This is a genomic window from Mycolicibacterium aubagnense (assembly GCF_010730955.1).
In the GTDB taxonomy this organism is placed as follows: domain Bacteria; phylum Actinomycetota; class Actinomycetes; order Mycobacteriales; family Mycobacteriaceae; genus Mycobacterium; species Mycobacterium aubagnense.
In genome coordinates, this window is the sequence record NZ_AP022577.1 from 2,428,884 (window position 1) to 2,453,003 (window position 24,120).

The following is a 24,120-nucleotide window of genomic DNA, read 5'->3' on the forward strand; positions in this document are numbered from 1 at the left end:
TAGGGTTCGCCGTATGCCATCACTGCGATCGCCCGTCGTTCTGGCATCAGCCGCGGCGGTGATCGTCGTCGCCCTGATCGTCGCGGCCGTCATGAGCAAGCCCCGGCCCGCCCAGGCGCCGACCGAACACCCGTCGATGTCATCCGCCGTGGCAGCCGAGCCACCCGCCTGCCAGAAACTCGACGCCACGGTGAGCGCACTCACGCCACACCAGAAGCTCGCGCAGCTGCTGATGGTCGGCGTCACGAACCTGGCCGACGCGCAAGCGGTGGTCCGGGAGCAGGAAGTCGGCGGCATCTTCATCACCAGCTGGACCGACTATTCGATGCTCGGCGCTCCGCTCGCCGGCCTGGCACAGGAGCCGCGGCCGCTGCCGCTGGCGGTCGCTGTCGACGAGGAGGGTGGCCGGGTGCAGCGGCTGAAAGGCCTCATCGGCAGCCAGCCGTCACCCCGCGAACTCGTCGCCGCCGGCAAGACCCCGGAACAGGTTCGGGACATCGCCAGGCAACGCGGCCTGGCGATGAAAGAACTCGGCATCACCATCGACTTCGCGCCCGTCGTCGACATCACCGATGCGGCCGACGGCACCGTGATCGGTGACCGGTCCTGGGGCAACACCGCCGAGACCGTCGCCGCGTACGCCGGGGCGTACGCCGACGGCCTTCGCGACGCCGGCCTGCTGCCGGTGCTCAAACATTTCCCCGGCCACGGCCATGCTTCCGGCGACTCACACAAGGGCGGCGTCGTCACCCCGCCGCTGGCACAGCTGGAGACGCTCGACCTGGTCCCCTATCAGTCATTGACGACCGACAAGCCCGTCGCCGTGATGGTCGGCCACATGCAGGTACCCGGGCTTACCGGGACCGACCCGGCCAGCCTGTCCGAAGCCGCCTACGACCTGCTGCGCGCCGGCAACTACGGCGGCCGGCCGTTTCACGGCGCGGTATTCACCGACGACCTGTCCAGCATGGGTGCCATCACACAGCGCTACAGCGTGCCGGAGGCGGTGCTCAAGGCCCTGCAGGCAGGTGCCGACACCGCGCTGTGGATCACCACCAAAGAGGTGCCGGACGTCCTCGACCGCCTGCAGCAGGCCGTCGACGCCCGCGAACTGTCCCAAGAGCGCGTCGACGACGCGGTGCGTCACATGGCGGTGACCAAGGATCCCGCCCTGGCCTGCACCGCCTGAGCCGGCTGCCATCACTACGCTGGGCCGCATGCGCATCGCATTGGCCCAGATCGGCGCGGGAACCGACCCCGAGGCCAACCTGGAACTGGTCGCCGACCACACGGCGCGCGCCGCCGACGCCGGCGCTGACCTGGTGTTGTTCCCCGAGGCGACGATGTGCCGGTTCGGGGTTCCGCTGGCGCCCGTGGCCCAATCGCTGGACGGCCCGTGGGCGAACGCGGTGCGGGACATCGCCGAGCGTTCGGGTATCACCGTGGTGGCGGGGATGTTCTGTCCGGCCGAGGACGACACAGATGGCCGCGTCACCAACACCCTGATCGCCACCGGCCCGGGTCTTGATGCGCACTACCACAAGATCCACCTGTACGACGCCTTCGGGTTCGCCGAATCCGAGACTGTCGCAAGGGGATTCGCGCCTGTCGTGATCGACGTCCCGACCGCCGACGGCACCGTCCCCGTCGGCCTGACCACGTGTTACGACGTGCGGTTCCCGGAGCTGTATCTGGAGCTCGCCGAACGCGGCGCCAAGCTGCTGACCGTCCACGCGTCGTGGGCGTCGGGCCCCGGCAAGCTGGAGCAGTGGACGCTGCTGGCCCGGGCCCGTGCGCTCGACACGAGCTGCGTCGTCGCTGCGGTCGACCAGGCCCACCCCGGTGACGAGCTCGCCAAGAAGGGGCCGACCGGCAGCGGCGGCAGCCTGGTGGCCTCCCCCACAGGTGAGATCGTGGCGCAGGCCGGCCTCGACCCGGAACTGCTGGTCACCGACGTCGACCTGGCCGCGGTCGAGCGGGCCCGCGAGACCATCGCCGTGCTGCGCAACCGCACCACCATTGCGCGTAAGGCACAATCGCAAGGGTGACTGACCCTTGGGCCCGCCCCGCCAATGAGGACGCTGCACCATCTGCCGAGCCCGCGCCGCAGGCGACCCATGTCCCCGCGGCTCCGGGTGCCCAGCCCACCGAGGTGCTGACGGCCGCCGAACAACCGGCACCGGCCGCGGCCGATGTGCCGCCCGCATATGGCGCCGACGTTCCGGCCCCACCGCCCTACGGCGCCGGTGACGTGCCACCGACGTCCTACCCGGCTCCCCAGCAGGTGCCCGCCACCGACCCGCCGAAGAAGCGCCGCGGTGTCATGGAACTGCTGCGCGACCCGATGTCGCTGATCCTGATCATCGTCATCGCCCTCGCGCTGTCGGCGGCCGGTGTCGTAGGCGGCGAGTTCTACGCCCGCAGCCGCGGCAACAGCGTCGTGTCCCAGGCTGTCCAGTGCGTCGTCCAGGACAAGGTCGACGTGCAGTTCGGCGCCACCCCGTTCCTGTGGCAGGTCGCCAACAGCAACTACGACCACATCACGGTGACCACGGCCGGCAACCAGGTGCGCTTCGCCAAGGGGATGAAGGCCCAGATCCAGATCGACGACGTCAAGCTCCAGAAGACGGACAAATCGGCGGGGACCATCGGGTCGCTCGAGGCCACCGTCACCTGGTCGGCCGACGGCATCAAGCAGACCATCGCCGACACCGTCCCTGTGCTCGGCGGCCTGGTCTCCGACGTCACCACCGACCCGTCGTCGGGCACCATCGTGCTGGACGCGCCGATGACCCAGATCGTGGCCAAGCCGACCATCTCCGACGGCGACCTGACACTGCAGGTCGAGCAGTTGACGGGACTGGGTTTCCTGCTGCCGCGCGAATCGATCCAGCCCGCGCTGAACATGTTCGCGGCGCAGCTGACCAAGGACTACCCGATGGGCATCCGTCCGGAGAGCCTGCAGGTCACCGGCACCGGCGTGACCGCCAAGTTCTCCACCAAGAACGCGACCATCCCGCTGGCCCAGCAGAACACCTGCTTCTCCGGCCTCTGATCTCACCGCGATTTGTGCACGATTTTCCGCGGTGACCGCGGATTTTCGTGCACAAATCGCTGACTAAGCCAGCCCGTCGAGGACAGCGCGGGTACCGGACAGCCCGAGCCGGGTGGCACCTGCGTCGAGCAGCGCCACCGCGTCCGCGGCCGCGCGGATACCGCCGCTGGCTTTGACGCCGAGGCCCGGGACGGTCTCGGCCATGATCTCCACGGCCTGCACGGACGCGCCGCCGGCCGGGTGGAATCCGGTGGAGGTCTTCACGAAATCGGCGCCGGCATCGGCGGCCGCGCGGCAGACGTCGGCCAGCGTCGGTGCGCCGGCCATGGTCAGCAGCGCCGCGGACTCGACGATCACCTTCAGCACCGCTGTCGGGGCGGCCCCACGGACTGCGGTGATGTCGGCGAACACCGCCGAGATGTCACCTGCGATGGCGGCACCGACGTCGATCACCATGTCGATCTCATCGGCACCGCGCCGGCCGTCGGCCCCGACGATCGACAGCGCCGCCTCGCGGGCCTTGATCTGCGAATCATGCTTGCCCGACGGGAATCCCACGACGGTGGCGACCTTGATGCGCTCGGGCACCTCGACCGCGGCGAGCATCGACGGCGACACGCACACCGCACAGACCCCCAGATCGGCGGCCTCCCAGCACAGGCTCGCCACATCCGCGGCCGTCGCCTCGGGCTTGAGCAGGGTGTGGTCGACCAGTGCGGCCACCTGCTCGCGGGTCCAACTCATCAGAACGGCTCCTCTGTGCCACCGGGATTGCAACGCGCCTTCAACATCTGGCTGTCATCGACCACCGGTCGCCAGGGCTCCAGATTCCAGCTGGTCTTGCCCGGCGCGGCGGCTTCGGCGAAATACCAGTGGCACATGAACTGGGCCCGCATCCCGGGGGTGTCGGCGTCCGGCGCCAGGTTCAGGACCTCGGACCAGGCCTCGTCTCCCGGCTGCGTGGCGCCCAGGCCGGACGCGCGCCGGCCGGCCACTGTCGGGTAGACCCGAAGGCTCGACACGCCATCCCACTGCGTCCACCGGGTGTGGTCGACGTATGGCGGCGGCGGAACAGGGTATGGAGCGGGATCAACAGGGTCGGCCAGCACCGGGGGCGCCAGCACCACCGCGGCGGCAGCCAGGACCCCGCACAGGATCGAGCGCACCGACTACCGGGATTTCCCTTGGACCTCAAGGAGTTTGGGCTTCACATCGACCAGGTACACACCGGTGGCGCAGGCCGCGATGGCCGCACCCACCGGCGGCCCGATGATCCAGCCCAGGACCGCACCGCCGCCCAGAATCGCCAGCCAAACCGGCTTGGTCAGCTTGTCGACCGCGGTGTAGGCGTCCGGCCGCTGCATGGCGGCGTGTACGAACGCGTACACGGTCGTGGCGAGCACCGCGATCTGTAACGCGAAAAGGACGTAACCCACCAGGCTTCCGAGGTACACACCCTCAGCCTATGTGGGTTACGTCCCTGACGTCTAACTCTCCCGTCGCTTCGCTCGCCCCGGAAAAACTCTCCCGTCGCTTCGCTCGCCCCGGGAAACCCGATTACTTCTGCGTGACCTTCTTGGCCGGAGCGGCCTTCTTGGCCGGAGCCTTGGCAGCAGCCTTGGCCGGGGCGGCCTTGGTCGCAGCAGCCTTGACCGGGGCGGCCTTCTTGGCGGCCGGCTTGGCCGGAGCAGCCTTCTTGGCAGCCTTGGCCGGGGCCTCTTCCTTCTCGGGCAGCTCGACGCCGACCAGCTTGGCGGCACGCTCGCCGACGGCGCGGGTCTGGCTGGCAACGTTGCCCAGGGCATCCTGGGTCAGCTCGGTGACCTGCTCGGTGTAGTTCTCGACACGGCCACGGACGTCCTCGACGCGCTCACGGACACTCTCGATCGACGACTGGGCGCGCAGGCGCTCCAGGGCGGCCTCGCCGCGCTCGACCAGCTTGTTGTAGGTGTTCTGAGCGTTCTCGGCGTAGGTCTCGGCGGCCTTGCGCAGCTCTTCGGTGCTGAACTTCTCGCGCAGCTCCTCAACCTGGCCCGGCAGCTCTTCCTGCAGCTTGGTCAGGCGGGCACGGCCTTCTTCGACGCGGGTGTTGGCATCGGTGCGGGCCTCTTCGGCACGCTCACGCAGGCTCGCGACGATCTCGTTGACGGTGGCCAGAGCCAGGTCCGCAGCGCCGACGGCGGCGAACAGGGGGGCCTTCAAGTCTTCGATGGTGGGCTGGCTGGTCTCTTTGTTCTCTGCCATGTTCGTTGTTTCCTTTCTCGGGTACTGCGTTGGTCAGTTCGCTACTTGGTGAGTGTCAGTCGTCGTTGTCTGCTCCTCACTCGCGGCTTCCAATTCAGGCTGATCAGGAAGCGGTTTGGATTCGGCATCGTTCTGCTGCCGGAAGGACGTGTAGATATCGAGCAGCACCTGCTTCTGCCGCTCGGTGATCGAGAGGTCCGCGATGATGGCGTCACGCACCTCGCCGGCGGCGCTGGGCTCCAGAATTCCGGCCCGTACGTAGAGCACCTCGGCCGAAACCCTGAGCGCCTTGGCGATCTGGTTCAGCACATCGGCCGACGGCTTGCGCAGGCCGCGCTCGATCTGGCTCAGGTAGGGGTTGCTGACGCCCGCCTTCTCAGCGAGTTGGCGGACCGAGACCTGCGCAGCCTCTCGCTGGGTGCGGATGAAACTGCCGATGTCCTGAGCCGCATTCGACACGACGGCGGCGATATCTGCATCCTGCGCCATGTCGTGCCCCTGTCGTCATCGACCGCTTTTGGTTGGCGATCCGTACCAAAACAACGGTACGAGGGGGTGCTAACTATTGCAAGCGCTAGCAAGCGCCAGCTAGCACCGTCAGACGAACAGCTCGGCGATGGTGTAGATGACCAGCCCGGCCAGCGATCCGACGACCGTGCCGTTGATCCGGATGAACTGCAGGTCACGACCGACATGAAGCTCGATTCGCCGGCTCGCCTCGTCGGCGTCCCAGCGCTCGATGGTCTCCGTGATAATCGCTGTGATCTCCGTCCCATATTGCGCAACAAGGTGTTTTGCGCCTCTGACGAGCCAGTCGTCGACCTTGTCCCGAAGGTCCGCGTCGTCCCGTAGGGACTCCCCGATCCGCACCACCGAATCTGCAATCCGGGTGCGCAAAACCGACGATGGATCGTCCACGGACTCGAGGATGATGCGCTTGGCCGTGCTCCACGCCGTCTCCGCCGCCCGTGCCACCTCGTCGCGCGCCAGGATCTGTTCCTTGATCCGTTCCGCCCGCGCGATGGTGTCTTCGTCGTTCTGCAGATCGTCGGCGAAGTCGAACAGGAACTTCGTGGCCGACATGCGCAGCTCGTGCTCGGGGTTGCGTCGCACCTTGTCGGTGAAGTCCATCAACTCACGGTGGATACGGTCGCCCACCAGGTGATCGACCCAGCGCGGCGACCACGTCGGCGAGTCCCGTTCGATGACGCGCTCGATGATCTCGCCCGCGTTGAGCGACCACTGGAACGCGCGGTCGGCCAGCAGCTGCAGCAGCGCCTCCTGCCGCCGCTCGGCCAGCATGCTCTCCAGCACCCGGCCGATCGGCGGACCCCACTGTGGTTCGGCGATCCGCTTGACGATCATCCGGTCCAGCACGTGCTGCACGTCCTCGTCACGCAGCAGCTCCACCAGCACCCGCAGCACCGTCGACGCCTCGGCCGCCACCCGGGAGGCATGCACCGGCTCCGAGAGCCACTTGCCCAACCGGCTCGCCACCTGCGCGTCGCGCAGCTTGGTCTCGATCACTTCCGGCGACATGAAGTTCTCGCGCACGAAGGTGCCGAGGCCTTCGCCCAGCTGGTCCTTCTTGCGCGGAATGATGGCGGTATGCGGGATGGGGATGCCCAGCGGATGGCGGAACAGCGCCGTCACGGCGAACCAGTCGGCCAGGGCGCCGACCATGCCGGCCTCGGCAGCGGCCCGCACATAACCCACCCACGGGCCGGTCCAGCTGTACGCGCCGCCACGCGCCTGCAGCCACGTACACACCGCAAACAACACGGTGGCACCGAGCAGGAAGCTGAGCGCGACCGCTTTCATCCGGCGCAGGTTGCGCCGCCGCTCTTCGTCAGCCGTCCGGTCGGCGCCGGCAAACGACTCCGCGAGACTGACGTGCGGTTCGAGGGATTCCTGGTGCCTCGGATGAGGTCCAGGTCCAGGCCTGGGTCGGTGTGCCACGCTTCCATCATCCTGTATGTGCGCCATGGTCGCCCCGTATTATTAAGCGGACCTAGCGGAATGGACGTACTGCGACCGTGGCACAGCAAAACGCACCTTCGTCGGCAAAAGCCGACGGGCGTAAACGACGCTGGCATCAACACAAGGTCGATCGCCGCAATGAGCTGGTGGACGGCACGCTCGAAGCCGTCCGGCGCCGCGGCAGCAACGTCAGCATGGACGAGATCGCGGCTGAGATCGGCGTGTCGAAGACCGTCCTGTACCGCTACTTCGTCGACAAGAACGATCTGACCACCGCAGTGATGATGCGCTTCGCGCAAACCACGCTGATCCCCAACATGGCGTCGGCGATGTCGTCGAATCTTGACGGTTTCGAACTCACCCGGGAGATCATCCGGGTCTACGTCGATACTGTCGCCGCCGAGCCAGAGATCTACCCGTTCGTCTTCGCCAACAGCTCGGCGAGCAAGAGCAAGGCCATCGCCGACTCGGAACAGATCATCGCGCGGATGCTCGCGGTCGTGCTGCGCCGACGGATGGCGCACGCCGGCATGGACACCGGCGGCGTCGACGCGTTCGCGTTCCACACCGTCGGCGGCGTGCAGCTGGCCACCCACTCGTGGATGTCGAATCGCCGGATGAAGCCCGAGCAACTCATCGACTACCTGACCATGTTGTCGTGGAGTGCGCTGCGCGGCATCGTCGAAGTGGGCGGGTCACTCGATGAATTCAACGCGCAACCGCATCCGTCCCCGACCATCCCGACGCATCTGCTTCACTGATCTGCGTGACCGCCGATCTGCCGTCGTTGTGGACCCACGAGCCGCACAAGCACCTGGAGTTCAAACCCGGCCTTCGCGTCGGCGACATCAACCCGGACGCCACGCCCGGATTCCGCGGCAGCAAGCCCGACGCCCCGGATCTACAGATCGAACGCAACGAGCGGTTCGCCGAACTGCAGGAGATGCTGTACGCGAGCAGCCGGTCCGGCGATACCCGTTCGATACTGCTGGTGCTGCAGGGCATGGATACCGCGGGCAAGGGTGGCATCGTCAAACACGTTGTGGGAGCTGGTAATCCGCAAGGGATTCGGTACGCCAGCTTCGGAAAGCCCACCGCAGAAGAGCTTTCGCACCACTATCTGTGGCGTATCCGCAACGCCCTGCCTCCCGGCGGGCACATCGGCGTCTTCGACCGGTCGCACTACGAGGACGTGTTGATCGTGCGAGTGCGCGACCTCGTGCCGCCGTCGGTGTGGGAAGGCCGGTACGACGAAATCAACGCCTTCGAGCGCGAACTCGTCGACGCCGGGACGACGATCATCAAAGTCGCGATGTTCGTGTCGCTGGACGAGCAGAAGAAGCGACTCGCGGAGCGACTCGACCGGCCGGACAAGTACTGGAAGTACAACCCCGGCGACATCGACGAGCGGCTGGGGTGGCCCAAGTACCAGGAGGCCTACCAGGCCGTGCTGGACCGCACCTCCACCGATTACGCGCCGTGGCACGTCGTGCCGTGCAACCGGAAGTGGTACTCCCGGCTGGCCATCACCGAGCTGCTGATCGAAGCACTCGAACGGCTCCAACTGTCCTGGCCTGCAGCAGATTTCGACGTCGAGGCGGAGAAGATTCGACTGGAGTCTGCTTAGCGCAAAGAGAAGCGCCCCCGACCGAAGTCGGGGGCGCTTCTCTTTGACTTACTTGACCAGCGTGAACTGGCCGATGTTGGTGATGCCGCGGCGGAAGAAGTCGGCGCAACCGGTCAGATACTTCATGTAGCGGTCGTAGACCTCCTGGCCCTGCATGGCGATGGCCTCGTCCTTGTTGGCCGCCAGGTTCGCCGCCCACATGTCCAGCGTGCGCGCGTAGTGCGGCCGCAGCAGGTGGATGCGCTCCAGGGTGAAGCCCGAGCCGGCGGCGAGCTGCTCGATGTCCTCGACTGCCGGCAGCTGCCCGCCGGGGAAGATCACGTCGCCGATGAACTTCATGAACTTCAGGTCGCTGATGGTCAGCTTGATGCCGTTCTCACGGAAGAACTGCTGGGTGTGCGCCAGGATCGTGTGCAGCAGCATGCGGCCGCCGTTCTCCGGCAGGATGTTGTACGCACGCTCGAAGAAGATCGGGTAGCGCTCCTGCTTGAAGGCCTCGAAGGCGCCGATCGAGACGATGCGGTCGACGGGCTCGTCGAACTCTTCCCAGCCCTGCATCCGGATCTCGATGCTGCGGTTGGTGTCGATCTTGGCCAGTCGCGCGCGGGCGTACTCCGACTGTTCCTTGCTCAGGGTGATTCCGATGACGTTCACGTCGAACTGGGTGATGGCCCGCTCCAGCGCGCCGCCCCAGCCACAGCCGATGTCGAGCAGGGTCATGCCCGGCTTGAGGTCGAGCTTGCCCAGCGCCAAGTCGAACTTGGCGTTCTGCGACTCTTCGAGCGTCATGTCCTCGCGCTCGTAGTAACCACAGGTGTATCCCATGGTCGGTCCGAGCCACAGCGCGAAGAACTCGTTCGAGATGTCGTAGATCGACTGCGACTCCTCGTAATGGGGGGTCAAATCGATGTCGGCTTGTGACATTTCGGTATCTATCCTTTGCGTTTACGTCCGCTGGCGCGGGCGGCGCTACCGCTTGTTGCGGTCAGCTGGCAACCCATACGTGCGCAGCCCTGACGGGCCCAGCGAAAAACAACCCGCACGCAAGGTTAACGAAAATTACTGCCAGGCTCCAACCCAGCGTCTGTCAATAGGTGTAAAAGCCCTTGCCCGACTTCCTGCCGAGCTGGCCGGCCTCAACCATACGCAGCAACAGCGGCGGCGCAGCGTACAGCGGCTCTTTGTACTCGTCGTACATAGAGTCCGCGATCAACTTCATGGTGTCCAGGCCCACCAGGTCGGCGAGCTTCAGCGGGCCCATCGGGTGCGACAGCCCGGCGACGACCGCGGTGTCGATGTCCTCGACCGTAGCGAAGCCCGACTCGGCCATGCGGATGGCCGCCAGCAGGTAGGGAACCAGCAGGAAGTTCACAACAAAGCCCGAGCGATCCGCCGCACGCACAACCTTCTTACCCAGCACCTCGGCCGCGAACGTCTCGACGCGGGCGGCGGCTTCCGGGGCGGTCGTCACCGAGGAGATGAGCTCGACCAGAGGCAGCACCGGCACCGGGTTGAAGAAGTGCAGACCGAGTACGCGGCTCGGGTTCTTGGTCGCGGCGGCGATGCGCATGATCGGGATGGACGACGTGTTCGATGCCAGCACCGCGTCGGGGTCGGTGATGATCTCGTCAAGCTGAGAGAAAACCTTCGCCTTGACGTTGGCATCTTCGACGATGGCTTCGATGACGAGCTGACGGTCGGCCATATCGGCCAGGTCGTTGGTGAAGCTCAGGCGGCCCAGCGCGGCGTCGCGATCGGCCTCGGACAGTTTGCCCTTCTTGACGGCGTTGTCCAGCGACTTGGTGATCCGCTCCCGGCCGGCGGTGGTCAGCGCCTCGGTCGGCTCGAACGCCAGGACCTGCGCGCCGGCCTTGATGCAGACCTCGGCGATACCGCCGCCCATCTGCCCGGCCCCGATGACGCCGACTCGTTCGATTGCGTTGCTCACCGCTGTCCTCTCCTCGTGATTACGTCTGAAGATATGCGACAGGCCCCGCCCAGTTCCTGAGCGGGGCCTGCCGTATCTAGCTGTCGCGGCCGTGAGGGCTGTGCACGGGCATCACTACCCGATGCGTACAGCACTCACACTCGTGGCCGACTTAGTGGAACTGACCCTCTTCGGTCGAGCCCTTCAGAGCTGCGGTCGAGGTGTTCGGGTCCACGGTGGTGGCGATCTTGTCGAAGTAACCGGCGCCGACCTCACGCTGGTGCTTGGTGGCGGTGTAGCCACGGGCCTCGGCCGCGAACTCGCGCTCCTGCAGGTCGACGTAGGCGGTCATGCCCTCGCGGGCGTAGCCGTAGGCCAGGTCGAACATGGAGTAGTTCAGGGCGTGGAAGCCGGCCAGGGTGATGAACTGGAACGTGAAGCCCATGGCACCCAGTTCCTTCTGGAACTTGGCGATGGTCGAGTCGTCCAGCGCCTGCTTCCAGTTGAAGGACGGGCTGCAGTTGTAGGACAGCAGCTGGTCCGGGAACTCGGCCTTGACGGCCTCGGCGAACTTACGGGCGACCTGCAGGTCCGGCACACCGGTTTCCATCCAGATCATGTCGGCGTAAGGGGCGTAGGCCTTGGCACGCGCGATGCAGGGCTCGATGCCCTTCTGGATGTTGTAGAAGCCTTCAGAGGTGCGCTCGCCGGTGACGAACGGCTTGTCGCGGTCGTCCACGTCCGAGGTGATCAGGGTGGCGGCCTCGGCGTCGGTACGGGCGATGACGACGGTGGGGGTGTTCGCGACGTCAGCGGCCAGGCGAGCCGAGGTCAGGGTGCGGATGTGCTGCTGGGTCGGGATCAGCACCTTGCCACCGAGGTGGCCACACTTCTTCTCCGAAGCCAGCTGGTCCTCCCAGTGGGTACCGGCGGCACCCGCGGCGATCATGGCCTTCTGCAGTTCGTAGACGTTCAGCGCGCCACCGAAGCCGGCCTCACCGTCGGCGACGATCGGCACCAGCCAGTTGTCGACGCTCTTGTCACCCTCGACGCGGGCGATCTCGTCGGCGCGCAGCAGGGCGTTGTTGATGCGACGGACGACGGCCGGCACCGAGTTGGCGGGGTACAGGCTCTGGTCCGGGTAGGTGTGGCCCGAGAGGTTCGCGTCACCGGCGACCTGCCAACCCGAGAGGTAGATGGCCTTGAGGCCGGCGCGGACCTGCTGCACGGCCATGTTGCCGGTCAGGGCGCCCAGCGCGTTGATGTAGGAGCCGTCGCCCTTGGTGACGCCTTCCCACAGGATCTCGGCGCCACGCCGCGCGAGGGTGTTCTCCTCGACGACACTGCCCTGCAGCTCCTCAACCTGAGCTGCGGTGTAGTCGCGGGTGATGCCCTTCCAGCGGGGGTTGGTGTCCCAGTCCTGCTGAATCTCAGCGGCGGTACGTGGCTGACCGACGTTCGACATAGGAGCTGCTCCTTCGTGACTTGTCACTGTGGGCGTCAGATTCAAAGTGATTGTTAACGCTTTGGCGACTTCGCTTGTGTGCTGTTAACGACGATGACACAGCACATACCCGCAGGTCCAGCGGTTACAAGTGCCAACTTTCGCCAACAGTCATAGCCAAGTTGCGAAGATTGCGAATTTGCTGGGGAGCTTGACCGGTTCAGTAGCTACTGACAAGTAACCGAAATGCGCTGGTCAGTACGCTCGTACTGTTAAATCGGCGCACTCAGAGCGCGAACAGGCACGCGACGGCTTTGACCTCGTCACCGACCACATATGTGAGCGTTGTAACACTGCGGTCACACAGCTCTGGACCGAATTTCTCGGTCGATCCGGCGGGGTACTCGTGCGTGATGATCTCCAACCGCTCCCCCAGGGCCACCGCGGCGTCGTGCTCGATGGTCACCCGCAGCGGCGCCTCGAGCAGCTCGGGCCGGTAGGTCTGCAGGTAATCCTCGACCACCGACCAGTAGACGGAGTTGTTCATGTGGTCGAACAGGTCGATGTCGCTGACCCGGACCGGGAAGTCCACGATCCGAAGCGCGTCTTCGCGAGCGCCGGCCTTCAGGTAGCCCTTCCACCGCAGCCGGTCGGTGGAGGCGGTCCGCTTGAGCCCGGCGACGAAATCGTCCGCGATGCGGGCCGGTCCCTGCGTATCGAGGTTGATGTTGATCCAGAATGCCTCTGATTCGATGAGGCCGCCCTTGCGGCCGTCGATCCGCACGCGCATCTCACACCACCGGCTCGACGTACCCGAACACCAGCGCCGCAGGCGCAGGATCTCGCTGCCCTCGATGGGGCGGATCACATCCACCATCGTGCGCCGGACGACCCACGCGGGGTGGACGTCTTCGTAGCCCATCTGGCGCAGCTGGTCCTGGCCGATGTCCTGGATGTGCCGGCACGCGCCGTCGAACCGCAGCCGGCCGTTCCGATCGACGTCGGCCATCCGCAGCGGCCAACCCGTGTCGTACACGTCGGGATGCCCCTCCGGGACCGGCATCATGACCTTGGCCAGGCCCGGCGCTGCTGTGACCCTGGCCTTCTCAACGGCCTTTTCGGTGGCCTTTTCTGCGGTCTTTTCGGCGGTCTTCTCGGCGGTTTCGACAGTGCTCATGGCGTCCCTTCCACACGGGCCCCCTCGGCCGGATCGCCCAACTCACCCGCGGGCCCGATCCTGCCACAGCGCCAGTTTGCCAATAATGCGAAGACGGTATTCACATGATTGCTAGGCTGGGTTTCATGGCGAAGACTTTTGTTGGCTCGCGGGTGCGTCAGCTCCGGGGCGAACGCGGCTTCAGCCAGGCCGCACTGGCCCAGATGCTCGACATCTCGCCCAGCTACCTCAACCAGATCGAGCACGACGTCCGGCCCCTGAGCGTGGCCGTGCTACTCCGCATCACCGAGGTGTTCGGGGTCGATGCGACGTTCTTCGCCTCCCAGGACGACACCCGCCTGGTCGCCGAGTTGCGCGAAGCACTGATGGATCGGGACCTGGGCGTCGACGTCGACATCCCGGAGATCGCCGACCTGGTCAGCTCCCACCCGACGATGGCCCGCGCGATGGTCGATCTACACCGTCGCTACCGGTTGTCGACTGCCCAGCTGGCCGCCGCCACCGAAGACCGGTTCTCCGACGGCAGCGGCACCGGGGCCATCACCATGCCGCACGAAGAGGTGCGCGACTACTTCTACACGCGGCAGAACTACCTCCACGAACTCGACACCGCGGCCGAGGAGTTCATCCTCCGCATGCACATGCGGAGGTCCGAGCTGTCCCGCGAGCTGGCCGAGCGGCTGAGCCGCGTGCACCACGTGCGCATCGTGCAGCGGCTCGAGCTCGGTGACAACGTGCTGCACCGCTACGACCCCGAGACCAGGACGCTGGAGATCGGCGGCCACCTGTCCTCAGGGCAGTACGTGTTCAAGTTGGCCGCCGAGCTGGCCTATCTGGAATTCGGCGACCTGCTGGAAAGTCTGGTGGCCGAGGGCAATTTCACCAGCGACGAGTCGGTGAAACTGGCCCGCATGGGGCTGGCCAACTACTTTGCCGCCGCCGCGGTGCTGCCCTACGGCCAATTCCATGCCGTCGCAGAGGAATTCCGCTACGACGTCGAGCGGCTGTCGGCGTACCACTCGGTGAGTTACGAGACCATCGCACATCGGCTGTCGACGCTGCAGCGGCCGTCGATGCGCGGTGTGCCGCTGTCGTTCGTCCGGGTCGACCGGGCCGGGAACATGTCGAAACGCCAGTCCGCCACCGGTTTTCACTTCTCCTCATCGGGCGGCACCTGCCCCCTCTGGAATGTCTACGAGACATTCGCGAACCCCGGCAAGGTGCTGGTGCAGATCGCCCAGATGCCCGACGGGCGCAACTACATGTGGGTGGCGCGCACCGTGGAACGACGGGCCGCGCGGTACGGCCAACCCGGCAAGACGTTCGCCATCGGGCTGGGTTGCGAACTGCGCCATGCCAATCGGCTGGTCTACTCTGAAGGCCTGGATCTGTCCGGCGGAGCCGCGACGCCCATCGGCTCGGGCTGCCGGGTGTGCGAGCGGGACAACTGCCCGCAGCGGGCGTTCCCCGCACTGGGCCGGGAACTGGACCTCGACGAACACCGCAGCACCGTGACGCCGTATGTGGTGAAGCGGGTAAATCAGTGACGGGAGGTGCCGTACGGTCCTACCGCCGTCACAGAGCTGGACTTTCTGACGCTTCGCCGGGCAGTTGCTCGATCGCCGGCGCGGGTGTGCCCGGTCGCGAGAAGAACGTTGCGTAGAAGCCGTAGACCAGCGTCGCGAACGCGCCAACGATGAGCAGCCCGAACATGATCGGGTACTGCGCCATCAATTCGGACAGGTAGCGAACACACAACATCAGGCCGACGATGATGGCCGCACCACCGGCGATCAGCCGGAGTCGGGCATGGACACCCGGCCGAACGGGTTCCCGCAGAGCCGATTCCACCGTGAGGCACAACGCCGCACCGACCACCAGGTCGACGCCGTAGTGGAACCCGAAGCCCAGGGTCGCGGCCAGGGTGCCCACCAGCCAACAGGTGCCGCCGATACGTAGCCACCGCGGACCCGAGCGGGAATGGATGAACACGGCCAGTGCCCATGCCGTATGCAGCGACGGCATGCAGTTGCGCGGAGTCGACCTGTCGAACCCGATGGGCACCGCCGCCCCGTCGACCGGCGGCAACAGCGCCGGCCAGCAGTCGCCGACCTGAAATCCGCCACCGGCCGAACCGAACGCGTAGGTGGGCCCCACCAAGGGGAACATCAGATAGATCAACGGGCCGATCAGACCGAGCACCAAGAAGGTCCGGACGACGAAGTGCCGCGGCCACCGGCCACCGGTGGTCACGTTCCGCAACTGATAGATGGCCACCACGGTCGCGGCGGCGGAGAGTTCGAGATACACCCAGTGCAGTACGAAGTAGAGCACCGAATGGTGCTGGACCAACTGGCCCATCACCCACGACGGCTGTCCCAAGGCAACATCGGCTCGCGCCGCGAATTCGTCGAGCACGGTAGGGCGCGTCAACGACGTGATCGTCAGCCAGGCGTCACCGGCCTTGGTGGCCAGAACGAGCAGCAGACCGGTGGCCACGCCTTTCAAGGCGGTGTCACGCTCCGGGCCTGTCCACCTCAGCAGGGCAAATACACCCAGCCCAGTGAGCACGACCAGGGCGCCGCTGCCCATCGCTGAATGCAGGCCGAGAAAATCCCGCCCGGCGACAAAGGCCACGTCGAGCCCCAGTGCAGTGGCCGCAGCCGGCAGCCGGTACTGCCGCGGTACCGCGACCAGAGCCACCACCAGGGCCGCCCACGGCACCGTGAATCCCGCCGGAGTTCCGACGTAATCGCCGAGCAAGCGCTCAAGTGGACCCCGGAATCCGCACAGCATCGCCGTGATCTGCAGCGCGCACATGAACGTCGCGACCAGCGCAATGCCGATCGCGACCTTCGTCCGGGGCGGTACACCCTCCTTAAGAAAGGGTGAATGTTCGGTGAACACGTCATAGACGATAGGTCGTCGGGCGGCGCTACCAGCAACTTGCGACCAATTTGGGACTCAGCGGTTTCACCCCATCGCCCGACCCTACGATGGCCTCGCCTGTGCCAGACTCGGGAATTGTGAACACCATCGAGCCGGCCCGCATCGAACCCGGCGGCTTCCGTGAACTCGGCCCGCTCAACTGGGTCATCGCCAAGATCGGCGCCAGGACCATCCGGGCCCCGAGGTTCACCCTCTTCAACGTCCTCGGCCAGCATCATCTGCTGTTCCTGACGTTCCTGCCCTACTCGGGCATGCTGCTGGGCCGCAGCAAGCTGGGGCTCAAGGACGCCGAGCTGGTGATCCTGCGCGTCGGGCATCTGCGCGGCAGCGAGTACGAGCTGCAGCAGCACCGCCGCCTCGCCCGCAGCCGCGGCGTCGACGCCGAGACGCAGGCCCGGATTTTCGAAGGCCCGGACGCCGAGGGCCTCACCGACCGGCAGCGCGTCCTGATCACCGCCACCGACGAGTTCGTCATCACCCGCTCGGTGTCCGACCAGACGTGGAAGTCGCTGGCGTCCTACCTCGATCGCAAACAGCTCATCGAATTCTGCCTGCTGGCAGCGCAATACGACGGGCTGGCAGCGACCATCGCGACGCTGCGGGTGCCGCTCGACTTCCCGGACTAGACCGCTCGAACATGAGCCTGTGTTCGAAACTCCAGGAGAATTCGGCACACACGCTCAGGCTCGACGACTACAAGTAGGTGACTCCGAGTACTGCGAGCGTCATCAGCACCGGCGCGACAGGCAGGCACCACAGGAACGCGGACTTCGCGAAAGCCTTGCGCTCCTGAAGCTTTCGCGCAAAGAACACGGCGACACCGGCCACCACGAAGACCACTCCGGACATCACCAGCACCCAGAAACTGATGCTGGTGGTGTCCATCGCGAGCGAGATGGCCACCAGCCACAACATGTGGCCGACGACCAAACCGCCTATCGCGGCAACAACATTCGCGCGCAAAGCCGACCTAGAAGTTGATCATGTGGCCGGCCAGGCCGTGGATGGCCTCCTGCAGCGCCTCCGACAGTGTCGGGTGCGTATGCACGTTGCGAGCCAGCTCGTTGACGGTCAGATCCCACTTCTGGGCCAGCGTGAGCTCGGGCAGCAGCTCGGACACATCGGGTCCGATCAGGTGGCCACCGATCAGCTCGCCGTACTTGGCGTCGGCGATCAGCTTCACGAAGCCGGTCGGATCGGCCAGGCCGTGCGCTTTGCCGTTGGCGGTGAACGGGAACTTGGCGACCTTGATGTCGTAGCCCTCGGCCTTGGCCTGCTCCTCGGTGAGCCCGAAGCTCGCGACCTGTGGCTGGCAGAACGTGGCGCGCGGCATCATCCGGTAGTCACCCAACGCCATGGTCTCGGCACCGGCGATGGTCTCGGCGGCCACGACGCCCATCGCCTCGGCCACGTGCGCCAGCATCAACTTGGCGGTGACGTCACCGATCGCGTAGATGTGCGGCACGTTGGTGCGCATGTAGTCGTCGATCGCGATGGCGCCGCGGTCGGTGAGTGCGACACCCGCCGTCTCCAGGCCGTAGCCCTCGACGTTGGGGCCGAAGCCGATGGCCTGCAACACCTTGTCGGCCTTGAGCTCCTGGGTCGCACCGTCCTTGCTGACGACGACGGTCACCTCCGAGCCGCCGTCGGTGATCGACTCGACCTTGGTGCCGGTGAGGATCTTGACGCCCAGCTTCTTGTACTGCTTCTCGATCTCCTTGGAGACCTCGGCATCCTCGTTGGGCAGCGCACGCGGCAGGAACTCGACGATGGTCACGTCGACGCCGTAGTTCTTCAGGACATACGCGAACTCCATGCCGATGGCACCAGCGCCGGCGATGATGATCGAGCCGGGGAGCTCCCGCGTCATGATCTGCTTCTCGTAGGTGACGACGTTCTCGCTCAGCGAGGTGCCGGGCACCAGCCGCACCGACGAGCCGGTGGCGATGATCGCGTTGGCGAAGGTGACGTCTTCGGTGCCACCGGCGTTCAGTGCGACGCGCATCGAGTTGGGGCCGGTGAAGGTGCCGTAGCCGTCCAGCTCGGTGATCTTGTTCTTCTTCATCAGGAAGTGCACGCCGGCGACGCGGCCCTCGGCGACCTTGCGGCTGCGGTCGAATGCCGCGCCGAAGTCGAAGCTGGCTTCGCCCGTGATGCCGAACGTCTTGGCTTCCTTGTTGAAGATGTGCGCCAGCTCCGCATTGCGCAGCAGGGCCTTGGATGGGATGCATCCCACGTTCAGACAGACGCCGCCCCAGTACTTCGGTTCGACGATGGCGGTGGTCAGCCCCAGCTGGGCTGCGCGAATGGCGGCGACATATCCGCCGGGACCGGCTCCGAGAACGACGACGTCATAGTGAGTCACATGCACACCTTATAGGCGCGACGACGAGGAGGGTCGGGAGACCGATTCAACGGTGCGAAACGTGGGTATATGGCGGGGACCCATCGTCAGAAAGGGTCCGATGCCTCATGTCAAACTCCTTGATGCCGCACTTCAGCGATGTGCAGGCGCACTACGACCTGTCTGATGAGTTCTTCCGGCTGTTCCTCGATCCGACCCAGACCTACAGCTGCGCCTACTTCGTGCGCGACGACATGACGCTGCAGGAAGCACAGCTGGCGAAGATCGATCTCGCGCTCAGCAAGCTCGGCCTCTTACCGGGCATGAAATTGCTGGACATCGGCTGCGGATGGGGCTCGACCATGCTGCGTGCCATCGAACGCCACGACGTGGATGTCATCGGCCTGACGTTGTCGATGAACCAGGCGGCTCATGTCCAGCGCACCTTCGACCGGATGAACTCCAGTCGCAGCCGCGAGGTCCGGCTACAGGGCTGGGAGCAATTCAACGAACGGGTCGACCGGATTGTCTCGATCGGTGCTTTCGAGCATTTCGGGCCCGATCGTTACCCGGAATTCTTCCGGCGGACGTACGCGGCCATGCCGCCCGACGGCGTGATGCTGCTGCACACCATCTGCGGTTTCGATTTCCGGGAAGCCAGAGCACTCGGGATACCGCTGACCTTCGAATTCGCCCGATTCGTGAAGTTTCTGATGACGGACATCTTCCCGGGTGGCCGACTGCCGATCATCCCCGTGGTGGAGCAGCTCGCGACCGATGCCGGATACACCGTCAGCCGAAAACAGTCACTGCAGCCGCATTACGCCACGACCCTCGACATCTGGGCGCAGAACTTGGCGGAACACCGGAACGAGGCCATCGAAATCCAGTCGCAAGAGGTCTACGACCGCTACCAGAAGTATCTGACCGGGTGCGCGCAACTGTTCCGCAACAAACAGGCCGACGTCGTCCAGTTCACCTTGGAGAAGTAGCTCATCATGACCGAAAGCACCCCCACCACAACGCAATTGCAGCCGCACTTCGAAGACATCCAGGCCCACTACGACATCTCCGACGACTTCTTCGGGCTGTTCCAGGACCCAAGCCGCACCTATAGCTGTGCGTACTTCGAACCGCCCGGCCTCAGCCTCGAAGACGCCCAGGTGGCGAAGATCGACCTGAACCTCGACAAGCTGAACCTGGAACCGGGAATGACGCTGCTGGACATCGGCTGCGGCTGGGGTGCGACCATGCGCCGTGCCGTCGAACGGTACGACGTCAACGTCATCGGCTTGACCCTGTCCAAGAATCAGTTCGCGTACACCAAACGACTGCTGGACGGCGTCGACAGTACGAGGACGCGGGAGCTGCAGCTCCACGGCTGGGAGCAGTTCCACCGGTCGGTGGACCGCATCGTCTCCATCGAGGCCTTCGAGCACTTCGGCTTCGACCGGTATGACGACTTCTTCAAGAACTGCTTCGACATCCTGCCCACCGGCGGCCGGATGGTGATCCAGAGCAGCACCGGCTATCACCCCTACGATCTGAACCGGCGCGGCAAGGCCCTGACGTTCGAGACCGCCCGCTTCATCAAGTTCATGGTCACGGAGATCTTTCCGGGCGGGCGGATCCCGACTGCCGACATGATGGTCGAGCACGGCAGGAAAGCAGGATTCGACGTGCCGGAATGCCTGTCACTGCGTCCGCACTACATCCAGACTCTCGGCATCTGGGCCGATACGTTGGAGGCGCATCGCGAGCAGGCCCTCGCCATCGCCTCGGACGAGGTCTACCAGCGCTACATGCGGTACCTGCGTGGGTGCCAGCACTATTTCACCGATGAGATGCTCGACGTCAATCTGGTGACCTACGTCAAACCCGAGGCCTGACCCCACTCGGCACCGGGCACGCCTCTTCAACGTGGTCGACAACCAACGTGCCGCCGGTCACCGGTCGCGCACCCTGCGCGTACTGCGCGCCGGTGACGGGCGGCTGCGCGCCCAGTTCGGCGTTCTCCGCTTCGGTGAACACCCGGCCACGCGACAGGAAGCGCTTGCCTTCGGGTGCCTCCAGGCTGAACCCGCTGCCCCGTCCCGCGACCACGTCGATGATCAGCTGCGTGTGCTGCCAGGCTTCGAACTGCGGACCGGAGATCCAGACTGGTACGCCGTCCGGGCCGACGTCGAGCACCGCCAGCAGGACGTCCCGGTCGCCGACGATGAAGTCGCCTTCGGGGTAACACATCGGCGACGACCCGTCGCAGCAACCGCCGGACTGGTGAAACATCAACGGCCCGTACTGGTCCTGCAGCGCGCGCAACAGCTCGGCGGCTTCGGCGGTGATCAGTGCCCGAGATGGCATACGGCCACCCTACGCCGGAGGGTAAGAATGACCGGGTGAGTTCTGAATCTCTCGTTCCGGAAGACCCCCACCTCTGGCTTGAGGACGTCACCGGCGACGACGCCCTCGCCTGGGTGCGCGAGCACAACGAGCCGACGATCGCCGAGTTCGGCGGCGAGCGCTTCGAGCAGATGCGCACCGACGCCCTCGAAGTGATGGACACCGACGCCCGCATCCCCTACGTCCGGCGCCGCGGCGAGTTCCTCTACAACTACTGGCGCGACGCGGAGAACCCCCGCGGGCTGTGGCGGCGCACGACGCTGGACAGCTACCGCACCGACGCCCCCGAGTGGGACGTGCTGATCGATCTGGACAAGCTCGCGGCCGACGAGGATGAGAACTGGGTCTGGGCCGGCGCCGACGTCATCGAGCCCGGGCTGAACCTGGCGCTGATCGCGCTCTCGCGCGGCGGGGCCGACGCCACCGTGGTGCGCGAGTTCGACATGGAGACAAGGCTGTTCGTCGAAGACGGGTTCAGCCTGCCGGAGGCCAAGTCCAGCGTCTCGTGGGAGACGCCCGACACGGTGCTGGTTGGCACCGATTTCGGGCCTGGCGCCATGACCGACTCGGGGTACCCGCGGATCGTCAAGCGGTGGCACCGCGGGCAGCCACTGTCGGAGGCCGTGACGATCTTCGAAGGCACGGCCTCGGACGTCAGTGTCGGCGCGGGCTACGACAGCACACCGGGTTTCGAGCGGTTGATGGTGTCGCGGTCCACCGACTTCTTCAACCGCGAACGCTACGAACTCCGCGGCGACGAACTGATCCGCATCGACGTACCCACCGATGCCGCGATCTCCATCCACCGGGAGTGGCTGCTGATCCGGCCCCGAGTCGAATGGACCGTCGGTGAGACGACGTACGCGGCGGGGACGCTGCTCGCCTCGCGCTACGCCGACTACCTCGCCGGAAACCGGGACCTGAGTGTGGTTTTCGAGCCCGACGACCACAGCAGCATGCAGAACTTCGCGTGGACCCGCGACCGGCTGCTGCTGCAGACGTTGGTCGACGTCATCGGCCACATCGAACTCGTCACCCCTGGCACGTGGGAGCGCGAGGACATTCCGGGCGTGCCCGAGCACGCCACCACGGTCATCGTCGACGTCGACGAGTACGGCGACGAAATCTTCCTGGACTCAAGCGGATTCGACAGCCCGTCGCGCTTGCTCTGGGGACATGCCGGCGGCGCGGTGGCCGAGATCAAGCGGGCGCCGGGGTTTTTCGACGCCTCCGAGGTCGAGGTGTCGCAGCACTTCGCGACCTCAGCTGACGGCACCCGCATCCCGTATTTCGTTGTGGGACAACGCGGTGTCACGGAGCCGAGGAAGACGCTGCTGAGCGGCTACGGCGGCTTCGAGTCATCGATGCTGCCCGGCTACGCCGGCGTGCTCGGCCGGTTGTGGCTGACCCAGGGCGGCACCTACGTCGAGGCCAACATCCGCGGCGGCGGTGAATACGGCCCCCGCTGGCACACGCAGGCGATACGCGAGGGCCGCCACCTGGTCTACCAGGACTTCGCCGCTGTCGCAGCCGATCTGGTGCGGCGCGGCATCACGACTGTCGACCAGCTCGCCGCCGAGGGTGGCAGCAACGGCGGGCTGCTGATGGGCGTCATGCTCACGCAGTACCCGGAGTTGTTCGGCGCTCTGGTGTGCAGCGTGCCACTACTGGACATGAAGCGGTATCACCTGTTGCTCGCCGGTGCGTCGTGGGTGGCCGAATACGGCGACCCCGACAACCCCGACGACTGGGAGTTCATCTCGAAGTACTCGCCGTACCAGAACGTTTCGGCCGATCGGCAGTACCCGGCGCTGCTGATGACCACCTCCACGCGCGACGACCGGGTACACCCCGGCCACGCGCGGAAGATGACGGCAGCGCTCGAGGCCGTCGGCCACCGCGTCAGCTACTACGAGAACATCGAGGGCGGACACGGCGGAGCCGCGGACAATTCGCAGGCCGCGTTCAAGGCCGCGCTGGTGTATTCGTTCCTGGAGCGGACCATCGGCTCGTGATTTGTGCACGATTTTCCGCGCCGGCCGCGGATTTTCGTGCACAAATCGCTGTCAGGCGGTAGGAGCTCCCGCGGGCTTGGGCTTGCGGACCACGCGTCGACCCAGGTTGCCCAGCAGCGTCACGAGCACGCCCAGCACCACCAAGCCGCCACCGATGGCGAGGGTGATGTTGAGCCACTGGTGGGCGTTCGCGATGGCCGTATCGACCATGACGTCGGCCACCTGCCGGACGTTTCCGGTGGTGCGGTTCAGCCCGTCGCCCAAGTACCGACGCCCCACCTCGATGCCGGCCCAGCCGGCAGCACCCACGATCATGGTCGATATCCCCAGGGCAGCAACGGTTTTCCCGCGAGAGCGGGCCACCGCGAGCGTCAGCAGGGCGAACACGCCCGTCAGGACGCCAATGCCGACCCGTACCCACGGTCCCCACGTCGTCGCAGCGCGGAACTGGCCCGGACGCACCGATTGGGCGGAATCGGTGATCGGCACTTCGATTTTCGACGGGACGCGGATCCCGAGCGCCGTCAGGGTCGCCTTGAACGACCCGTCGGACAGCATCGGTGACAGATCGATGGTCCAGCGGCCGGATGCGTCCGAGTGCGCCATGGTGTCGGTGAACAGCCAGTCGTGCGCGTAGCCGTTGGCCGTGCCGAACTGGCCCGGGAACACCGAGCTGGAGGTGTAGAGGCCGGCCGCAGTCGACATGGTGCTGGTGCTCAGGTCATAACCCGCGCTGGTGGCCAGCTTGTTGATCTGGATGCCCAACTCACTGGCCGTGGCCTTCTGCAGCTCAGGGTTCTGCGCTGCCGTGGTCGCCAGGGCGACGTAGCCGCCCCGGTCGACGAGCGTGTGCTGCGCCCAGCAGACCGGTACCGCCACCGCCACAGCGACGGTGGTGACCAGCCACAACAGCAGTGTCGCGACGAATCGCAAGCGCCCTCCTACGTTGGTGGGCGCC

25 protein-coding genes are annotated in these 24,120 nt (G+C 65.9%); 10 read left to right on the forward strand and 15 right to left on the reverse strand.

All coding sequences use genetic code 11. From position 1 onward, the window contains the following. Positions 1-13: 13 nt before the first annotated feature. From G6N59_RS12060 to G6N59_RS12070, 3 genes are read left to right on the forward strand one after another with little or no spacing between them, the layout of a single operon-like run. Positions 14-1,189: a glycoside hydrolase family 3 N-terminal domain-containing protein gene (locus G6N59_RS12060; protein ID WP_138232478.1), complete on the forward strand. Its 1,176-nt coding sequence runs from the start codon at positions 14-16 to the stop codon at positions 1,187-1,189. Positions 1,190-1,217: 28 nt separating this feature from the next. Then, positions 1,218-2,048, forward strand: coding sequence for a carbon-nitrogen hydrolase family protein (locus G6N59_RS12065; protein ID WP_138232479.1), 831 nt, complete (start codon positions 1,218-1,220; stop codon positions 2,046-2,048). Continuing rightward, positions 2,045-3,055 carry an LmeA family phospholipid-binding protein gene (locus G6N59_RS12070; RefSeq protein WP_138232480.1) on the forward strand — a complete coding sequence of 337 codons (1,011 nt, stop codon included), beginning with the start codon at positions 2,045-2,047 and terminating at the stop codon, positions 3,053-3,055. Before G6N59_RS12065 ends, G6N59_RS12070 begins: the two co-directional genes overlap by 4 nt. A 63-nt stretch (positions 3,056-3,118) precedes the next feature. Here G6N59_RS12070 and deoC read toward each other — a convergent pair whose 3' ends face one another. From deoC to G6N59_RS12100, 6 genes are all read right to left on the reverse strand, one after another. Beyond that, on the reverse strand, positions 3,119-3,799 hold the full coding sequence (deoC, locus tag G6N59_RS12075) for a deoxyribose-phosphate aldolase (protein ID WP_138232481.1): 681 nt from the start codon (positions 3,797-3,799) through the stop codon (positions 3,119-3,121). Further along, the gene (locus tag G6N59_RS12080) at positions 3,799-4,221 is read right to left on the reverse strand and encodes a DUF2599 domain-containing protein (RefSeq protein WP_179970303.1); all 423 of its coding nucleotides are present in this window, start codon (positions 4,219-4,221) and stop codon (positions 3,799-3,801) included. The genes deoC and G6N59_RS12080 overlap by 1 nt, the downstream gene beginning before the upstream one ends. Positions 4,222-4,224: 3 nt before the next feature. After that, positions 4,225-4,509, reverse strand: coding sequence for a DUF2516 family protein (locus tag G6N59_RS12085; RefSeq protein WP_020101171.1), 285 nt, complete (start codon positions 4,507-4,509; stop codon positions 4,225-4,227). A gap of 103 nt (positions 4,510-4,612) precedes the next feature. Further along, complete coding sequence (locus tag G6N59_RS12090) at positions 4,613-5,299, reverse strand: heparin-binding hemagglutinin (RefSeq protein ID WP_138232482.1); 687 nt, start codon at positions 5,297-5,299, stop codon at positions 4,613-4,615. A 33-nt stretch (positions 5,300-5,332) separates the two neighbouring features. Beyond that, entirely contained in the window at positions 5,333-5,788 is a 456-nt protein-coding gene (locus tag G6N59_RS12095; RefSeq protein ID WP_138232483.1) for a helix-turn-helix transcriptional regulator, read from the reverse strand. 108 nt (positions 5,789-5,896) lie between these two features. Beyond that, positions 5,897-7,285, reverse strand: coding sequence for a DUF445 domain-containing protein (locus G6N59_RS12100; protein ID WP_138232484.1), 1,389 nt, complete (start codon positions 7,283-7,285; stop codon positions 5,897-5,899). A gap of 50 nt (positions 7,286-7,335) precedes the next feature. Between G6N59_RS12100 and G6N59_RS12105 the strand changes: the two genes are divergently transcribed. After that, on the forward strand, positions 7,336-8,040 hold the full coding sequence (locus G6N59_RS12105; protein ID WP_138232485.1) for a TetR/AcrR family transcriptional regulator: 705 nt from the start codon (positions 7,336-7,338) through the stop codon (positions 8,038-8,040). Between the two features lie 5 nt (positions 8,041-8,045). After that, on the forward strand, positions 8,046-8,906 hold the full coding sequence (locus G6N59_RS12110; protein WP_179970304.1) for a polyphosphate kinase 2 family protein: 861 nt from the start codon (positions 8,046-8,048) through the stop codon (positions 8,904-8,906). Between the two features lie 48 nt (positions 8,907-8,954). On the opposite strand, the gene G6N59_RS12115 is transcribed toward G6N59_RS12110, so the two are convergent. The 4 genes from G6N59_RS12115 to G6N59_RS12130 all read right to left on the reverse strand — a co-directional run bounded on the left by G6N59_RS12115 (position 8,955) and on the right by G6N59_RS12130 (position 13,343). Further along, positions 8,955-9,830 carry a cyclopropane mycolic acid synthase family methyltransferase gene (locus tag G6N59_RS12115; protein WP_138232487.1) on the reverse strand — a complete coding sequence of 292 codons (876 nt, stop codon included), beginning with the start codon at positions 9,828-9,830 and terminating at the stop codon, positions 8,955-8,957. A gap of 163 nt (positions 9,831-9,993) precedes the next feature. Further along, positions 9,994-10,854: a 3-hydroxybutyryl-CoA dehydrogenase gene (locus G6N59_RS12120; protein WP_138232488.1), complete on the reverse strand. Its 861-nt coding sequence runs from the start codon at positions 10,852-10,854 to the stop codon at positions 9,994-9,996. 151 nt (positions 10,855-11,005) lie between these two features. Then, positions 11,006-12,298 (reverse strand): isocitrate lyase, encoded by a 1,293-nt coding sequence (gene aceA, locus G6N59_RS12125; RefSeq protein ID WP_138232489.1) that lies wholly within the window; start codon positions 12,296-12,298, stop codon positions 11,006-11,008. A 265-nt stretch (positions 12,299-12,563) separates the two neighbouring features. Next, complete coding sequence (locus G6N59_RS12130) at positions 12,564-13,343, reverse strand: acyl-[acyl-carrier-protein] thioesterase (RefSeq protein ID WP_163911985.1); 780 nt, start codon at positions 13,341-13,343, stop codon at positions 12,564-12,566. Positions 13,344-13,579: 236 nt separating this feature from the next. On the opposite strand from G6N59_RS12130, the gene ramB reads away from it, so the two are divergent. Next, on the forward strand, positions 13,580-15,001 hold the full coding sequence (ramB, locus tag G6N59_RS12135; RefSeq protein ID WP_138232491.1) for an acetate metabolism transcriptional regulator RamB: 1,422 nt from the start codon (positions 13,580-13,582) through the stop codon (positions 14,999-15,001). A gap of 28 nt (positions 15,002-15,029) precedes the next feature. Here the strand turns inward: ramB and G6N59_RS12140 are convergent, their stop codons facing one another. Continuing rightward, positions 15,030-16,361 carry a phosphatase PAP2 family protein gene (locus tag G6N59_RS12140; protein ID WP_234884407.1) on the reverse strand — a complete coding sequence of 444 codons (1,332 nt, stop codon included), beginning with the start codon at positions 16,359-16,361 and terminating at the stop codon, positions 15,030-15,032. A gap of 89 nt (positions 16,362-16,450) precedes the next feature. Here G6N59_RS12140 and G6N59_RS12145 point away from each other — a divergent pair, with 89 nt between their 5' ends. After that, on the forward strand, positions 16,451-17,029 hold the full coding sequence (locus G6N59_RS12145) for a carboxymuconolactone decarboxylase family protein (protein WP_138232492.1): 579 nt from the start codon (positions 16,451-16,453) through the stop codon (positions 17,027-17,029). A 67-nt stretch (positions 17,030-17,096) separates the two neighbouring features. On the opposite strand, the gene G6N59_RS12150 is transcribed toward G6N59_RS12145, so the two are convergent. Both G6N59_RS12150 and lpdA read right to left on the reverse strand, forming a co-directional pair. Next, complete coding sequence (locus G6N59_RS12150) at positions 17,097-17,306, reverse strand: hypothetical protein (RefSeq protein ID WP_306789634.1); 210 nt, start codon at positions 17,304-17,306, stop codon at positions 17,097-17,099. A 67-nt stretch (positions 17,307-17,373) separates the two neighbouring features. Next, positions 17,374-18,768, reverse strand: coding sequence for a dihydrolipoyl dehydrogenase (gene lpdA, locus G6N59_RS12155; protein WP_138232493.1), 1,395 nt, complete (start codon positions 18,766-18,768; stop codon positions 17,374-17,376). Between the two features lie 107 nt (positions 18,769-18,875). Between lpdA and G6N59_RS12160 the strand changes: the two genes are divergently transcribed. Both G6N59_RS12160 and G6N59_RS12165 read left to right on the forward strand, forming a co-directional pair. Next, positions 18,876-19,739 carry a cyclopropane mycolic acid synthase family methyltransferase gene (locus G6N59_RS12160; RefSeq protein ID WP_138232494.1) on the forward strand — a complete coding sequence of 288 codons (864 nt, stop codon included), beginning with the start codon at positions 18,876-18,878 and terminating at the stop codon, positions 19,737-19,739. 6 nt (positions 19,740-19,745) lie between these two features. Continuing rightward, on the forward strand, positions 19,746-20,636 hold the full coding sequence (locus G6N59_RS12165; protein ID WP_138232495.1) for a cyclopropane mycolic acid synthase family methyltransferase: 891 nt from the start codon (positions 19,746-19,748) through the stop codon (positions 20,634-20,636). On the opposite strand, the gene G6N59_RS12170 is transcribed toward G6N59_RS12165, so the two are convergent. Further along, a complete protein-coding gene (locus tag G6N59_RS12170) occupies positions 20,620-21,108 on the reverse strand; it encodes a DUF779 domain-containing protein (protein WP_138232496.1) in 489 nt (162 codons plus the stop codon). The genes G6N59_RS12165 and G6N59_RS12170 overlap by 17 nt on opposite strands. Between G6N59_RS12170 and G6N59_RS12175 the strand changes: the two genes are divergently transcribed. Beyond that, positions 21,102-23,162, forward strand: a complete 2,061-nt coding sequence (locus G6N59_RS12175) for a prolyl oligopeptidase family serine peptidase (protein ID WP_407665853.1) — start codon at positions 21,102-21,104, stop codon at positions 23,160-23,162. The two genes, G6N59_RS12170 and G6N59_RS12175, sit on opposite strands and share 7 nt — an antisense overlap. A gap of 51 nt (positions 23,163-23,213) precedes the next feature. Here the strand turns inward: G6N59_RS12175 and G6N59_RS12180 are convergent, their stop codons facing one another. Beyond that, a complete protein-coding gene (locus G6N59_RS12180; RefSeq protein ID WP_138232498.1) occupies positions 23,214-24,095 on the reverse strand; it encodes a hypothetical protein in 882 nt (293 codons plus the stop codon). Positions 24,096-24,120 lie beyond the last annotated feature (25 nt).